15 protein-coding genes are annotated in these 14,935 nt (G+C 65.6%); 7 read left to right on the plus strand and 8 right to left on the minus strand.

Annotated features, from left to right (window positions below; translation table 11 throughout):
- Positions 1-12: 12 nt before the first annotated feature.
- Genes OG965_RS32070 through OG965_RS32090 form a run of 5 tightly spaced genes read right to left on the minus strand, consistent with a single transcriptional unit; the run spans position 13 to position 3,326 of the window.
- The gene (locus tag OG965_RS32070; RefSeq protein ID WP_371655540.1) at positions 13-258 is read right to left on the minus strand and encodes a hypothetical protein; all 246 of its coding nucleotides are present in this window, start codon (positions 256-258) and stop codon (positions 13-15) included.
- Positions 258-2,558, minus strand: coding sequence for a type IV secretory system conjugative DNA transfer family protein (locus OG965_RS32075; RefSeq protein ID WP_371655541.1), 2,301 nt, complete (start codon positions 2,556-2,558; stop codon positions 258-260). Before OG965_RS32075 ends, OG965_RS32070 begins: the two co-directional genes overlap by 1 nt.
- 46 nt (positions 2,559-2,604) lie before the next feature.
- Entirely contained in the window at positions 2,605-2,763 is a 159-nt protein-coding gene (locus OG965_RS32080) for a hypothetical protein (RefSeq protein WP_371655542.1), read from the minus strand.
- Positions 2,760-2,990, minus strand: coding sequence for a hypothetical protein (locus tag OG965_RS32085; protein ID WP_371655543.1), 231 nt, complete (start codon positions 2,988-2,990; stop codon positions 2,760-2,762). The genes OG965_RS32080 and OG965_RS32085 overlap by 4 nt, the downstream gene beginning before the upstream one ends.
- The gene (locus tag OG965_RS32090; protein WP_371655544.1) at positions 2,991-3,326 is read right to left on the minus strand and encodes a hypothetical protein; all 336 of its coding nucleotides are present in this window, start codon (positions 3,324-3,326) and stop codon (positions 2,991-2,993) included. It lies immediately after the preceding gene.
- Between the two features lie 466 nt (positions 3,327-3,792).
- Between OG965_RS32090 and OG965_RS32095 the strand changes: the two genes are divergently transcribed.
- Both OG965_RS32095 and OG965_RS32100 read left to right on the plus strand, forming a co-directional pair.
- On the plus strand, positions 3,793-4,104 hold the full coding sequence (locus OG965_RS32095; RefSeq protein ID WP_371655545.1) for a hypothetical protein: 312 nt from the start codon (positions 3,793-3,795) through the stop codon (positions 4,102-4,104).
- Between the two features lie 422 nt (positions 4,105-4,526).
- Complete coding sequence (locus OG965_RS32100; RefSeq protein ID WP_371655546.1) at positions 4,527-5,942, plus strand: deoxyguanosinetriphosphate triphosphohydrolase family protein; 1,416 nt, start codon at positions 4,527-4,529, stop codon at positions 5,940-5,942.
- Positions 5,943-6,113: 171 nt separating this feature from the next.
- Here the strand turns inward: OG965_RS32100 and OG965_RS32105 are convergent, their stop codons facing one another.
- The gene (locus tag OG965_RS32105) at positions 6,114-6,698 is read right to left on the minus strand and encodes an ATP-binding protein (protein WP_371655547.1); all 585 of its coding nucleotides are present in this window, start codon (positions 6,696-6,698) and stop codon (positions 6,114-6,116) included.
- Positions 6,695-7,060 (minus strand): hypothetical protein, encoded by a 366-nt coding sequence (locus OG965_RS32110; RefSeq protein WP_371655548.1) that lies wholly within the window; start codon positions 7,058-7,060, stop codon positions 6,695-6,697. The genes OG965_RS32105 and OG965_RS32110 overlap by 4 nt, the downstream gene beginning before the upstream one ends.
- A 416-nt stretch (positions 7,061-7,476) precedes the next feature.
- Here OG965_RS32110 and OG965_RS32115 point away from each other — a divergent pair, with 416 nt between their 5' ends.
- Both OG965_RS32115 and OG965_RS32120 read left to right on the plus strand, forming a co-directional pair.
- Positions 7,477-8,295, plus strand: coding sequence for a helix-turn-helix transcriptional regulator (locus OG965_RS32115; RefSeq protein WP_371655549.1), 819 nt, complete (start codon positions 7,477-7,479; stop codon positions 8,293-8,295).
- A 15-nt stretch (positions 8,296-8,310) separates the two neighbouring features.
- Entirely contained in the window at positions 8,311-8,517 is a 207-nt protein-coding gene (locus tag OG965_RS32120; RefSeq protein WP_371655550.1) for a DUF397 domain-containing protein, read from the plus strand.
- Positions 8,518-8,763: 246 nt separating this feature from the next.
- On the opposite strand, the gene OG965_RS32125 is transcribed toward OG965_RS32120, so the two are convergent.
- Complete coding sequence (locus tag OG965_RS32125; protein WP_371655551.1) at positions 8,764-8,919, minus strand: hypothetical protein; 156 nt, start codon at positions 8,917-8,919, stop codon at positions 8,764-8,766.
- 165 nt (positions 8,920-9,084) lie between these two features.
- Here OG965_RS32125 and OG965_RS32130 point away from each other — a divergent pair, with 165 nt between their 5' ends.
- From OG965_RS32130 to OG965_RS32140, 3 genes are all read left to right on the plus strand, one after another.
- Positions 9,085-9,528 carry an SRPBCC family protein gene (locus tag OG965_RS32130; protein ID WP_371655552.1) on the plus strand — a complete coding sequence of 148 codons (444 nt, stop codon included), beginning with the start codon at positions 9,085-9,087 and terminating at the stop codon, positions 9,526-9,528.
- 289 nt (positions 9,529-9,817) lie between these two features.
- Positions 9,818-12,286 carry an MFS transporter gene (locus OG965_RS32135; RefSeq protein WP_371655553.1) on the plus strand — a complete coding sequence of 823 codons (2,469 nt, stop codon included), beginning with the start codon at positions 9,818-9,820 and terminating at the stop codon, positions 12,284-12,286.
- 134 nt (positions 12,287-12,420) lie between these two features.
- Positions 12,421-14,862 carry a SpoIIE family protein phosphatase gene (locus OG965_RS32140; protein WP_371655554.1) on the plus strand — a complete coding sequence of 814 codons (2,442 nt, stop codon included), beginning with the start codon at positions 12,421-12,423 and terminating at the stop codon, positions 14,860-14,862.
- Positions 14,863-14,935: the final 73 nt, after the last annotated feature.

Consider the following 14,935-nt stretch of genomic DNA (forward strand, 5'->3'; position numbering starts at 1 on the left):
TACGGGGTTCGCCTACAGGTTGCGAACATTCTCGATTCGCCCCACCCACACTTCAGCCGAGCCCGCCGCACGGTCGAGGTCTTTCCGGATGTCCGAGCCCGCCAAGGTGGTCTCCATATCCAAGATGGCTTCCTGGGCTTCAGTGAGATCCGGCAACCGCCCAAGTTCACGCTCTACGTCACGCAGGGTCGACAGAAGGTACTCACAACTTCGCCGCAGGTACGCCACTTCCGACAGCGCATTTTGGGTGCCTGGCATTAGTCCTCCACTCTCGGTCCACCAAACCGCCGCCGGTTCGGCGGGGGTGCCGGCTGACCAGAGTCAGCCGGTTCAACCCGTCCACTCCGACGCCGACGAATCTCGTCTTCTACTTCTGACCGCGGCCGTCCGTAGCGCTCCCGTGAAAGCCGCCGCACCTCATCACCAAAGCCGGTCGGATCACTGGGCGGAAGCGTCACGCCTGAGACTGGCGAACTCACGCCGTCCTCGGTCGCCAGGCGCACCAGAATCTCGTAGCGGCTCAGATTGAGGAAATCTTCTTCAGTGACGCTGCGGCCGAACTGGCGGGCCCAGTCCCGGGCTTCATCTGCTGCCGTTTGGAAGACGACCTTCGAACGGCAGTTGTTCTGCGTGGCCGCCTGGAGTTCACGGGTCAGTTGGTCAAGGTGTTGGTGCGCGACCGTCACCGCCAAACCGAGCGAACGGGCCTGGGCGAACCACTCCGAGGGAGAAATCGGGAGCCCGATCAGGTCCTGAAATTCGTCCGCGTAGAGCTGGGTTGGGTTGGTCGGATCACAAGCACCGGCCTGGACCGCTCCCCAAATCGCATTCAGCAGCAGCGAGCCGAAGAGTCCGGCCGTGTCCCTCCCTTCGGTCGCGCGGCTGAGATTGACCAGCAGAATTTTTCTATCCCTCAAGATGGAGGGAAGATCCACCGTGCTCCGACCCTGGCCGAGAATATTGCGGAGGCTCGGCCTGTTGTTGAGCTGCCAGATCCGATCCAGGATCGGTTGGAAGTGGGCCGGTCGCATCCGGTCGTCGATGCCCCGCCACCAGTCGGCCAGCTCCTCAATATGCCCAACACCTCGGATGAGGCGACGAGAAAACTCCTCTTGTCTTGCCTGCGGCAAGGCGAGAGGCCCAATGTCCGCGAAGGACATTGGCTCGGCTGCACCGGTCGACAACATCAAGGTGAGGATCAGGTGGTAGAAGCCTGCCCGTACGCGCACACCTCTCGCGTCCTGCGGGTAGAGATGGTCAAACAGTGCCTGGATACCGGCCGCTGCCAGATAGGGGCTGCCGGTCAGCAGGTTCCAGCCCACCGGATAGTCCACGTCCCCTACGTCGACCAGGACCACATCCTGAACTCTGTGCTCCGGGACTCTGGCCAGTACCTCGTTGAACAGGTCGCCTTTCCCCTCGACGAGCACCACCCCACGCCCGGCTTTCATGTCCTGCTCGATGAGGTTCGTAAGGAGGACTGTCTTACCGCTCCCTGTCGGTCCCACGACCTGAAGGTGCTGGGCGGACTGGATGGGATCGAGCGCGAGCAACCGCTCGTTCCCCGGGAAGTTGGAGCGAGCGATCACCCGGCCGGTGCGGGGGATGGCACCGGTGGCGGGGAGATGGCGTGTTCGGGAACGGGGGAGCCCGGCAATATGCGGTTGCCCGATGGGCCAGGCCAAGAGGCCGACCAACTCGGTGACAGCTAATTGCGCCGGGAAGATGGTCACGGGGGCAGCAGCTGCTACCCGTTGAACCACACGACTCGATGACACCAGCCGCTTCCTGAATCGGTTGTCTGGACTGCGCACGCTGGCCAGGCTGGAACGGAGGGGTGCCAGCAGTCGGTCGGCCTGGCGCTTGTCGCTGGCCCTAGCGGCGATCCGCAGCACACCAAGAAAGTTCGGTTCCGACAGCTTGGCCCGACGGTCGGCGATTTCGTCCTTGTCTGCTCCGGCTGAGCCGACCAGGAGCTGACCAACGAGGCTGTAACGGCTGCTTCTTACCTCGCGGCCCTGCCTTGGTGGTCGCTCCTGGAGGGCGGGAGTCACCACCCACTGCAAGAGGAGCGCTTCATCTGCGCCCAGACCCTGCATGCCAGCGAGGATGCTTGCCGACAATGCCGCCGCGTCCAGGATGCTGAGGCTGCGGTTGGGGTTGGTCTGACCTAGCTCGGCCGCGGTCGTCCAGTGAACGGGCGGTTCTTCGTCCGCGGCCGGCGTCACGGTCATACCCGGCACCAGCGAGCGGAGCTGGGGGACGATGTAACGGGCGTGCTCACGGGGCACCTTGAGCCCGTGGACGATGCCGTGATCTGTGGCTGAGACCTCGAACACCATGGTCGGCACGCCCAACAGGCGGCGCGGGCCGGTGGTGAGCGTGCCGCTCACCGACGTCATCCAGCGAGCAACGTGCTCGGTCGTGAGGTCGGTGGGAAAGGCCAGCCGGTACGACAGACGAGTAGCTTCGGACGGTTGCATGTTTTTACGTCCCAGAAAAGGAGCGCTCACAAGGAGCGTCAGCGCTATGGGGGTAACAAAAACAGTGGGACTCATGCCGACCTATTTTCTCATATCGGCATGAGTCCCACCTTTGTGCTTTTTACCACCGAGTCATGCGGTAGTAGATGAAGCCCAGCACCATGACGATCGCCAGCCCACTGACGAGGTAGGGGATGAGGGGCTCAACCGTCCACCACAACACCTTGATGGTGAGGGCTGCGAGGAGCAGCGTGATGAGGAGGTCTCGGGCTTTTTTCATTGGGGCCCTGGACGCCGCCGCTGCCGAGCCACTTGCCGCATGAGCCGCATCGCCTCGTACTTGCGGTCGCGCATGGTGACGTACAGCTCCAGCGACGCATCGACAGGACTCTTCCTGGACACGCCTCTCCTACCTTGAGAGTGAATGAGGAGGGCTCCAACAAGGAAGATAGCCCCGATAACGATGATGGCCAGGTAGAACGCATCGACCGAGTTGTCTGTCTTCATCTAGAGACCGAATTCTCGGCCGAAGTCCCGGACGTCACGCGCCGTCTGACGCGCGAACTCGCTGTAAATGGGCAGCAGCGCCCTTGCCATCATCTCGTCCCCTCCTGATAGCTCCTTGAGCAGCTCCAGGACATCGCGGGCGTCCCGCAGGCCATTCTCAGTGATCCTCTTGCGCAGGGCGCCGGTGACATCTTGCTTCCTTGCGCTCACCAGAAGCTTTGCTACGTCGAGCTCAGCTCGCTCTTGCAGTGCGCGCTGGCTCTTGGATGGACGACCGAACAGCCCCTGCCGCTCGTCCATTTGCCCGAATGAGCCAAACACGAGTTCGCTATCCATGGATGGTGCCCTTCTATGTTGAGACCAGGCCGGGTTGGCCTGAACGGGTCAATCATCGAGCTGGGGAGGGTAAACACCCGCGTCAAAGAGCCGACCAGCAACGGTCGCCCCGTTGACATATAGGTGATGAGAACACCATGGGGTGATCTCATCCGGCGAGGTTGGCACACGTCGAGCGATGATGCGATGGGAAGCACAAAAGTTGGTCACTCGCTCTTTTGATCGAGAGCCGTCACCCCTGTTGTAGGGCGGGAGCTCGCCGTCGCTTAAGGGTGGTATAGGGGTGAGGGAAAATGCCTATTGACATAAACGATCGGAAATGTTTAAATAGAAACATCGATGCATAGATGCATAATGTGCGTATCGACGTTCGTAAAATGATGTCTCTCAGCTCCACCTCATTCAGGCGAGAACACCTCACTGCAACAAGGCAGTGTGGTGCGACCGTTTGAATGGGAGCAACAAGATGAGCATCTTCGATAAGTTTCTGCGCCAACCGCGCCCTGTGACGACGATGGATCAGTTCTTTGCGGGCCGTCTGACTACCGAAGAGCTGGTGGACCTGGCCGTGCCGCGTCGGCACCCCCAGCGCGACATCAGCGAGGTACGAACCGAGCTCCGCAGCATGGCCGACAGGTGTCGCGAGATGGGTGGCTCTGACGGCGTTGACTGCGCCAACGCAATCAACGCCCTCATCGAAATGGGTGAGGCCGCCGATAAGGAGTACGCCGACATCCTCAAGCGCCGTGGCGTTACCCCCAACAACCGACGTCACTGACCTAGCGTCGGCATAACCCCGCACCACAACGAAGAGCACCCCGCTGCCCGTTGTGGTGGCGGGGTGTTTTTCTTTCTGTGGGGTTGGTTCTGGCGATCAAGCGTGGCCGTCGGCAGGGGTCTTGATCGGCGGTTCCAAGGCAGCCGCGGCTCGATGGAGGGTCGACGGCACCACCCCGCACCGCGGCTGTGCGCCAGGTCGAACCGACCAAGGTCGCATGGCCGGCGGCTGGTAGATCACCGCAACCACGGGCGCGGCTCGGCCGGGCATTCTCCGCCAACATCCGTTCCCTCCATGCCCCGGTGACACGATCACCGACCACAGCGCCACTCCGAGTGGCATGAAGCGGCCTGCGGATTCACCATTGATGAAGAGCACACCTCAGACCGATGCCTGTTATTGCCGAGTCGACGGAGTGCGTCATGGCCTACAGCGACGATGACAAGCTGCGACTACAAGTCAGAAGAAGCGATGTCTCGGGTCTGCCGGAAAGCTGGGGTGATGCTGATGATCTTGAGGACCACCGTCCTCCCTTTGCTAGAGACAGTGACCGTCTCATCGACACAGTAGGCTTTCGACGGCTGCAAGGAAAGACGCAAGTAATCTCGCCGGGGCAGGCAGACTTTGCTAGGTCTCGCCTCACGCACACCATCGAAGTCTCGCGGATCGCTAGAAGTATTGCTTTCAAGGTCTGCCGGGAGGGCGATGTGGATCACGCGGATCATGCTTTGCAGGCCGCTCTGATTTGTGAGGCTGCAGGCTACGCCCATGATTTCGGCCATCCTCCATTCGGTCATGGAGGTGAACGGGCCCTCGACGCTGCGCTCAAGGAAGTGGCGTCGGACTGGGGTATCGACTACTACTCCTTCGGTGGATTTGAAGGAAACGCGCAGACTTTTCGGCAGCTAGTTTGGTCATTTTCAAGGTCCCTTGATAAGCCTGGTTTGCACCTGACTAGGGCGGTCTTGGATGCAACTCTGAAGTATCCATGGACCAAAACCAGAAACGGCATGTCGAAGCCGAACAAGTGGAGCTGCTTCCCGACAGAGGACTGGGCATTCGAGTGGGTCCGAAAGGGCGTTCCTCACAGTAGAAGGCAGAGTAGGAGCTTCGAAGCTGACGTGATGGACTGGGCCGATGACGTTACATATGCGAGCCACGACCTGGAAGATTGGTACCGGGCGGGCGTGATACCGCTGGCTCGTCTAGCCGTGTCCGGCGAGGCTCGGGCAAAGCTCGCACAGGACATGGCGCGAGAGCTTCCGGACGCGCCTGGGGCAGCAGAAAATGAAGCGGTCATTGAATCCATATTTGCCGAACATGGGTTGTTCTCGGACTTCGCAAAAATACAGGGACTCTACGAAGGTAGCGAGGAGCAAAAGAGTGCTATACGAGAGTCGAGAAGAAGGGTCTTTGAATACTCGTTCGAGAATTCTTTCTGTCGTAACCCTCTCGCGGGTCGACATGAGGCTCAGTTGGAAATCTCTAATAGTGCGCGTGTAATCAACGATACGCTCAGGAATATGGTGGAATTCTATGTTCTGAAGAACCCGAGGATGGCGACATATGAGTATGGGCAGGGTCGCGTCGTGGAGTTCCTGACGAAAGCTTATGCTCAACTTGTCCAGGGTGATGGTGGTCAAGTGTCGCGCGTGATACCGCCCGTCGACCGTGATCGCATCATCAAGCTACTTCGGCTGAGCGACGAAGCGGCCGGAAAGGCCGAGATTCTACGCCTCGTCTCCGACTATGTTTCCGGAATGACGGACAATTACGCAATGATGATGTACGGGCGACTCAGCGGATCGAGTCCTGCGACGTATAACGTGTACTTCTGAGGTGACTCGCAGGACTCTTCCAGGCAGATCCCATGCCAGTACATGAGACCAATTCACGCCAACGGCATCACGAGACACTAGACCGTCGCATGGCAACGCCCCCTGAAAATCCCCGTCGATCAAGAACACTTGCTGACGGGAATTTTCAGGGGGCATCACCATGGTCGGCCCCTACACCCCCCTCAGCCCATCCAACATCCGCTGCATCAGTGCGGCGCTGGCGATCTCTTTCTCTGGTCCGTCGGGTGGGTCGGAGGCTCCTGGGGTTCTGCGTGGGAGGGGGATGTGGTGGTGGGGCGGACTATCGGGCGTGGTGAGGGCGAGCTCAGCCCAGACGACCTTGCCACCGGCCGGCGGACGGAAGACGCCCCACTTCTTGCTGAGGGTCTCGACGAGGAAGAGTCCGCGACCGCCTTCGGCGTCGAGTGTCTGGGCTTGGGGTTGGGGGGAGATGGTGCTCCTGTCCCAGATTTCGACGAAGGCGCTGTTGTTGGTGACTCTGAGCTGGACGCCGAGGACGTGGTGGGCCTTGATGTCTTGCCACTTGGGCTCTGGGTCAGTGATGCCGGTGGCGCGAATGGAGTTGGTGGCGAGTTCGCTCACGACCAACTCGGCATCCGCGACCATGTTTTTGAGGCGCCAGCGCTCCAGGGTGTGCCGGACGAACATGCGGGCACAGGGGACGGCGGTGAGGACGGCGGCCAGGTGGATGGTGGCGACGGAGAGGGAGCGCGGCTGGGTAGTGGTGGCGGTCATGGGTGCCCGCCGTCCTGGGGAATGGTCAGCGAGCACGGTGACTCCTGAGTGGTGGTGTTGCCAGCGATCCACACCACGCCGCCGATGGCTCCTTGGAGATCCTGCTGCGCCAAGGTGCAGAGCTCGGGCATGGTGCTGAGGTGTTCGGGGGACGGCACGACGATGTTGTTGACGCCGTCTGCCTGGCAGCGCTGGGTCAAGGCGGTGAGCGCGGTGAGGTGTTGCCATCGCTGCTCGACGAAGACCTCGGTGAGCGTGAAGCCTTCGGCTCCGGCGAAGTCGGCCAGTTGGTGTATGAGACGGCGCTCGGTGGTGGCGTCGAGTCCGGGTAGTAGCCGCAGGTAGCCGTAGATCGGCTTCACGCTTTCGCCCTCCCTGCCCGTGTTTCAGAGCGTGGCTCCGGGCGTGGTCGGCTCATCACGCGCCAGCTCGGAGCAAGGTCGTCTGGTCGGCGCGATCTGCTGACGCACGGTGAAGACGGGTGGATCTTCCGTGCTGCCAGGCAGGGCGGAAGGCGCCGAAGACGCGGTCGCTCAAAGGGAGTTCGTCCTCAGCACTCCGCACCGCTCGGGGGAGCAGAGCGTGCCAGTCTTGCGTATGCACAGCATGCTCCTGCCCGGTGGGACTATGCAAGCCGTGCGGATGCATATCGTGCATTTGCAATCTGGCTTGCTGGGATGGGCGATTGTCGGTCAGACTCGCCCCGACATGCTGTGCAAATGAAGGGACAAGGCGAGTGCCCCCGAAGCGGCAGACGCCGACGGTTCGCCTCCGCAGGTTGGCAGCGGAGCTGCGCCGCCTGCGAGTTGAGAACGACCTGACCAGGGAAGATGTCTCGGAGCGGACGGGGATCAACGCGGCGACGCTCTACCGCATCGAGACGGCTCGCGTCCGACCGCAGCGTCGTACCTTGATCGCTCTGCTCAGCGAGTACGGGGTGGCTGAGCCCCAGGCGTCGGAGATCTTGGCGCTTTCGCGTCAGGCTGACGAACAGGGCTGGCTGCGGCCATATCACGCCGATCTGCCTGACGAATACACTGCGTATATCAGCTTCGAGGCAGAGGCCCGGAGCGTGCGCAACTACGAGTCGTTGTTCATCCCTGGGCTGCTTCAGACGGAGGACTACGCCCGAGCGGTCATCCGGGGTGTGCTCCCCACGGCCACCACGAAGGAGGTCGACCATCGGGTACAGGCGCGCATCGAACGACGGGTCGTCTTCGAGAAGGAACGCTCACTTGAGCTGTGGGCGATCATGGACGAGGCGACCTTGCAGCGGATGGTCGGCGGCCCCAAGGTCGCAAGAGCCCAGTTGAACCACCTACTGGCGATGGCAGAGCAGCCGTATGTGACGCTCCAGATCATCCCGTTCGGTGCGGGGGCACACCCGGGGATGCCTGGCAGCTTCGTCCTGATGGACTTCCCTGACCCGGAGGATCCGCCGGTCGTCTACATCGACAGCATGGCCGGTGATCTCTTCCTTGAAGCCCCGGAGGACATCCGGCGATATGAACAGATCTTTGACCGCCTACGCGCTCAGGCGTTGAGCCCGGAGGGCTCAACGAGCCTGATCGCCCAGCTGGTTCGAGACATCAAGTGAGAGGAGGTTGCAAGGATGAGCAAGATAGACCTCACCCAGGCCGAGTGGCGTAAAAGCAGCTACAGCAGCGGGAACGGTCAGTGCGTGGAGGTCGCGTTCTTCAATGCGGCCGTCGCCATGCGTGACAGCAAGAACCCGACTGGCCCCGCGCTGGTATTCACGACGGGCGAGTTCGCCGCGTTCGTGCACGGCGTGCGTGACGGCGAGTTCAACCAGCTGTAGGCGGATGCATCAAGCCGCAGTGTCCAAGAGCCCCACACCTCCGACGAAGTGAGGGGTTTCTTGCTGCCCCCGGCAGAGGGGCGGGGTGGGAGGCTCCCACGCCCGAAGATCATCTGGCCGAAATCGGCCGCACTTCCCTGCGGTGCCCCCGGGCGTTCCGAGCGGCCCGGGCGTGGGTGTGCTGGGCAGCCAACAGGTCCTCTGAGCTGGGGGTTTGGGGCTCGTTGCCCCCTGCCGTGCGGCCGCCTACAGGGATAGACTGGGGGCGTCAGACGCGGTGCCTTTGTGAATCTTCGGCGTGTCGAAGGTACGGGTGATCACCGCGTCCGCGTCGAACAGCGCGGCCGCGCCGCCCGCGCCCGGCCTCGGTGGATCGTTCTCGGCCAGATTGTCCCAGCGCATGCACGCCTCCTCGGGCCTCTTCCGTAGCACTGACCCCAGAATAGAACATCTGTTCCCATGATCGCAGCAACCCCCGATTTGGGGGCCCGCACCGGAGGTGATTGGCTTTGCCCACCCCGAATCCGGGCGCACCCCCCGGATGTCACGAATGCTGGAGGAAGAGCCATGGCGCAGGTCGAGGCCACCACGGAGCGGATCATCGCGGCGAGCCCGGAAACGGTGTTCGACACCGTGGCCGACTACAAGGACAGCCGCCCCAAGCTCCTGTCCGAGCACTTCAGCGAGTACCAGGTGCGCGAGGGCGGCGACGGCGAGGGCACCCTCGTCCACTGGAAGCTCCAGGCCACCAGCAAGCGCGTGCGCGACTGCCTGCTGGAGGTCTCCGAGCCGACCGAGGGCCAACTCGTCGAGAAGGACCGCAACTCGTCCATGGTCACCACCTGGACCGTCACCCCGGCCGGAGAGGGCCGTTCCAAGGTCGTCGTCACCACGGTGTGGAACGGCGCCGGCGGCATCGGCGGCTTCTTCGAGAAGACCTTCGCCCCCAAGGGCCTCAACCGCATCTACGACACGGTGCTCGACAAGCTCGCCGCCGAGGTCGAGAAGTAGGTCGTGAAGTAGGTCTAGAGATCGGCCGGGAAGGAGGCCGGGGCCGACGGACAGCCCCTGCCCGTTCCCGGCCACAGTCACCGGTTCGAGTGGTTTTCACGGCGCCCCGGTGGTGCGCCCGCGCGTCCCGGGCGGTGTGAAACGCGCTGATGGGGCGGTGGACACGCGCCCCTCCAGGGCGAGTTGTGCGCCCCCGCCCCACTTCTCTTCCGCTTGCTCCCCATTAGCGCCCGATGCGCAGTATGTACGCCGCGCAGGCGAATCAGGCGGCGCGACGAGGGGAGCAGACGTGGGCGGGATCACTCTGGTGAAGGACCCGGCGCAGAACGGGCCTTCGGGGGAACGGCGTTGGAGGCGGGTCGGGGCGGAGCCGGCCCCGGAGTTCTCCGACGCGGTGCCCGTCGACGAACCGCCGGTCCCGGCGCCGGTGGACGGCCCGTCCGAGGTCCCCGCGGGGCTCACCCCGCGCCGGGTGCGGCTGGTCTTCCTCGGCCTGATGCTCACCATGCTGCTCGCCGCGCTCGACCAGATGATCGTGGCGACCGCGCTGCCGAAGATCGTCGGCGATCTGCACGGCCTCGACAAGGTCTCCTGGGCGGTCACCGCCTATCTGCTGGCCTCCACCATCGGGCTGCCCATCTACGGCAAGCTCGGCGACCTCTTCGGCCGCAAACCCGTCTTCCAGTTCGCCATCGTCGTCTTCGTGATCGGCTCGGCGCTGGCCGGCTGGTCACGGTCCATGGACGAGCTCATCGCCTTCCGCGCCATCCAGGGAGTGGGCGGCGGCGGGCTCATGATCGGCGTGCAGGCGATCATCGCGGACATCGTGCCGCCCCGCGAACGCGGCCGCTTCATGGGCCTGATCGGCGCCGTCTACGGTCTGGCCTCCGTGGCCGGACCCCTGCTCGGCGGGTTCTTCACCGACCACGCCTCATGGCGCTGGTGCTTCTACATCAACGTCCCCCTCGGCCTGGTCGCCCTCGCCGTCATCGCCGTCGTCCTCAAGCTGCCCCGGCCCGCCGCCCGTCCGCGCCTGGACGTCCTCGGCTCGCTCCTCCTCGTCGCCGCCTCGACCTGCCTGGTGCTGCTGACCAGTTGGGGCGGTACGGAGTACGCCTGGGGCTCGCGCACCATCCTGGGGCTGGCCGCCGGAGCCCTCGGCACGACCCTGCTCTTCGTCGTGGTCGAGAACCACGCGCGCGAACCGGTCATCCCGCTGCGGCTGTTCCGCGACTCGGTCTTCAACATCTCCGGTCTGGTCGGCGCGGTCATCGGCGTCGCGCTCTTCGGCGCGGCCAGCTATCTGCCGACCTTCCTCCAGATGGTGGACGGCGCCAGCGCCACCGAGTCCGGGCTCCTCGTCCTGCCCATGATGGGCGGCATCGTCGCCGCCTCGATCATCTCCGGACAGCTCATCAGCCGCACCGGCCACTACAAGATCTACCCGGTGCTCGGCAGCGCCGCCTCGGCCGTCGGCATGTGGCTGCTCTCCCGGCTGAAGACCGACACCCCCCGACTCGACTACAGCGTCTGGATGGCCGTCCTGGGCATCGGCATCGGCCTGGTGATGCCGGTGCTCATCCTCGCCGTGCAGAACGCCGCCGACCCCGCCGACCTGGGCACCGCCACCAGCGCCAACAACTACTTCCGGCAGATCGGCGGCAGCGTGGGGGCCGCCGTCTTCGGCACCCTGTTCACCAACCGCCTCGCCCACTCCCTCACCGAGCAGTTCCCCGCGGGCGCCCGCCTCCCCGACCCCGAGTCGATCACCCCGCAGCTGGTCCACGCCATGCCGCCCGCCCTGCGCGACGGCTATATCCGCGCGTACGCCGAGGCGATGCCGCGGATCTTCCTCTATCTGGTGCCGGTGCTCGTGCTCGGCCTCCTGCTCGCCTTCTTCCTCAAGGAGAAACCGCTGGTGTCCCAGAACGCCCCCACCGCCCCCGCCGTCGAACCGCCACCCGTACCCCACGCCCGTACGTCCAACGCCCCGTATTCGAGCGGAGTTCCGGTCTGCGGAACGGTCCAGCACAGCGACGGTTCCACCGTGCCGCGCGCCGCGCTCACCCTCGTCGACGTGCGCGGGCAGCAGGTCGGGCGCGGCGGCAGCGGCGAGGACGGGCGGTACGCGCTGAGCGTGCCGGGAGCCGGCAGTTACGTCCTGATCGCGGCCGCCGGAGGACATCAGCCGCAGGCCGTCTCGGTGACCGTGGGCGAGCGCCCGGTCGAGCTCGACGTGGTCCTCGGCGGCGCCGGACGGCTGGCGGGGTCGGTGGTCACCGCCGACGGCACCCCGGTCAGGGACGCCGCCGTCACGCTCACCGACGTACGCGGCGAGGTCGTCGCCACCACCCGCAGCGGGCGCGAAGGAGCCTATGTGATCAGCGAGTTGGTGGCCGGCGAGTACACCCTGGCCGCGAGCGCGCCCGCCTTCCGGCCCGCCGCGCTCCCGGTGAGCGTCCAGTCCTCGCGCGAGACCCGGCAGGACATCGAGCTCGCGGGCGGCGCGGTGCTGCGCGGCACGGTCAGGGCCAGCGGCGGACGGCCGGTCGAGGACGCGCGCGTGACGCTCCTCGACGCCGCCGGGAACGTGGTGGACACCCTCACCACCGGCCCCGACGGAACCTTCCGCTTCGTCGACCTCTCGTCCGGCGAGTACACGGTGATCGCGGCCGGGTATCCGCCGGTGGCCACGGTGCTCCAGGTAGCGGGCGGCGGACGCACCGAGCGCGACCTCCAACTGGGCCACGAGGACTGACTATTCTTCAACCAATTGCCCAGTACACGCGGGCGCGCGCCCTATTCCGGCGTTGCCCCGCGCGGGGCCTTCGCATGGCCGTACGGTAGGTGGCACAGCCGCAGAACCTTGCGGCGGGGAAGGAGCCTCCACCCATGGACAGTGGCACTCCGCCGACGCTGCCGCGGCAGTCCGCAGCGGCCGGACGGATTCCGCTTGCCGTGATCGTCGTGGACGGCGACGGGCTGGTGTCGCACTGGTCGACCGGTGCGCGCCGGCTCTTCGGACCCGCCCGCGAGGAGGCGGTCGGCCGGTCCGCCCTCGATCTGCTGCCGGTCTCCGGCGCACTGCGCGAGGACCGGCCCGGCGACGTCCTGCGGGAGCTGGACGCCTACGACGCGTTCGGCCCGGGCCTGGACGCCTCGCTCAACGGCCTGACCTCGTACCCGACGGCCGGGCGGGCCACCCTCTCGGATCCCGGGAAGCCTCGCGTCGATGTGCTCTGGTGGGCGTATCCGCTGGTCGGGCCGGGTTCTGAGCGGCTCCTCGTGCTGGCGGCGGACGCGCGGCAGCTGCACGCCGAGCACCCGGGGCCGGGCCGCGGCGCCGTGGAGCGGATAGCACCCGGCTTCGCCCTGCACACCGAGTTCCAGGGCGCCGAGGAGCTGGCCGGGCGGCTGCCCGAGATCCTGCCCAGCATGAGCGTCGGCGAGAGCTCCCGGATCGTCTCCCAGGTGCTCGAACTCGGCTATCCCGTCCTGGAGTTCAGCCAGCACGACCGGGTGCCCGTGACGCCCGACTGGGGTGTGCCCCGCCGGGCCGAGCGCAGGGCCGCCCAGGGCGGCGAGCAGATACCGACCGCCGCGGGCCTGGCGCCCGCTCCCGAGTTCGAGCAGGACCTCGAATACGCCGCCGTGCGCGAGCGGCTGGAGTTCCTCAACGAGGTCAGTGGCCGAATCGGTTCCTCCCTCGATCTGTCCCGGACGATCCACGAGGTGAGCGCCGCCGTGGTGCCGCGCTTCACCGATGTCGCGGGCACCTATCTGCGTGAACAGGTCATCGCCGGTGAGGGGTTCCCGGACGGGCCGCCGGACGAGACCACGATGTGGCACCGGGTCGCCGTCGAGCACGTCGACGCACCCGGGCGGTGGGACGACGTCGTACCGGTCGGCGAGTCCATGCCGTTCCCCGCGCACACCCCCTTCTTCCAGTGCATGACCTCCGGCGAGCCCGTGCTCGTCCCGCGCATCAGCGAGCAGATGGGCACCGCCATCGCCTCGCAGTTCGAAAAGCGCGACATCCGGCCTCTGATCAACGGCCGGTCGATGCTGGTGGTTCCCCTCAAGGCACGCAATGTGGTGCTCGGCTTCATGATCCTGCTGCGCCACGCGGAGCGGGCCGAGTTCAACGACATGGACCGGGTGACCGGCGCCGAACTCGCCGCCCGCGCCGGGCTCGTGCTCGACAACGCCCGGATGTACACGTACCAGGAGAGCGTCGCGGAGATGCTCCAGGACTCGATGCTGCCGCAGGTCACCCCGCAGATGACCGGCTGCGACACGGCGACGCGCTATCTGCCCGGCACCCTGCTCGGCCGGGTCGGCGGCGACTGGTTCGACTCCATCAAGCTGCCCGGCTCCCGGATCGCCCTCGTGGTCGGGGACGTCATGGGGCACGGCCTCAACTCGGCCGCGATGATGGGCCAGTTGCGCACCGCCGTACAGACCATGGCGGCCCTCGACCTGCCGCCCGCCCAACTCCTGCGCAATCTGGACGACCTGGCCCAGCGCCTCGGCGAGCACTATCTGGCGACCTGTCTGTACGCGGTCTACGACCCCATCGAGGGCGAGCTCCTGATGGCCAACGCGGGCCATGTGCCCCCGGTCCTGGTCCGCGCCGCCGACGGCCGCAGCGAACTGCTCGACCTGCCGACCGGGGCGCCCATCGGCGTCGGCGGGGTGCCGTTCGAGACCGCGCGCGTACGCGTCGAGCCGGGCGACCGGCTGGTGATGTGCACCGACGGCCTGGTCGAGATGCGGGGCGAGGACATCGGCGTGGGGCTGGCGACGCTCTGCGAGTCGGCCGCGCACCCGGCCGCCTCCATGGACGACGCCTGCGACACCATCATCCGCGCCCTCAACACCCGGGGCGGCCGAAAGGACGACGTCGCCCTCCTGATGGCCCGGCTCAACGGCATCGCGCGCGAGGACGTCGCCGAGTGGCCGCTCGCCATAGACGCGCGCGAGGTGGCCCGGGCCCGTCGCCTGGTCGTCGGCCGACTGCGCGAATGGGGCCTCGATGACGTGGCGGAGACCGTGGAGCTGCTGGTCAGCGAGGTCGTCACCAATGCCGTACGGCATGCGCACAGCCACCAGGTCCGGCTGCGGATGGTGCGGGCCGAATCACTGCGCTGCGAGGTCGTCGACGACGACCACACGCTTCCGATGCTGCTGCACGCCGGACCGCTCGACGAGGCCGGGCGCGGACTGCGGGTGGTGAGCCGGCTGGCCCGCGAGTGGGGGACCAGCCGTACGGGCGAGGGCAAGACCGTGTGGTTCGAGGTGTCGCTGCCGCGCAGGGGGCGCACGAGGCGCTGAACCGGCTCGAACGGGTGGTGAATGATTGCGCCGGGAGCTTGTCGGCGTGCCCCCGGAGCGATAGACCGATCTT

Source organism: Streptomyces sp. NBC_00224, from assembly GCF_041435195.1.
Lineage (GTDB): Bacteria > Actinomycetota > Actinomycetes > Streptomycetales > Streptomycetaceae > Streptomyces.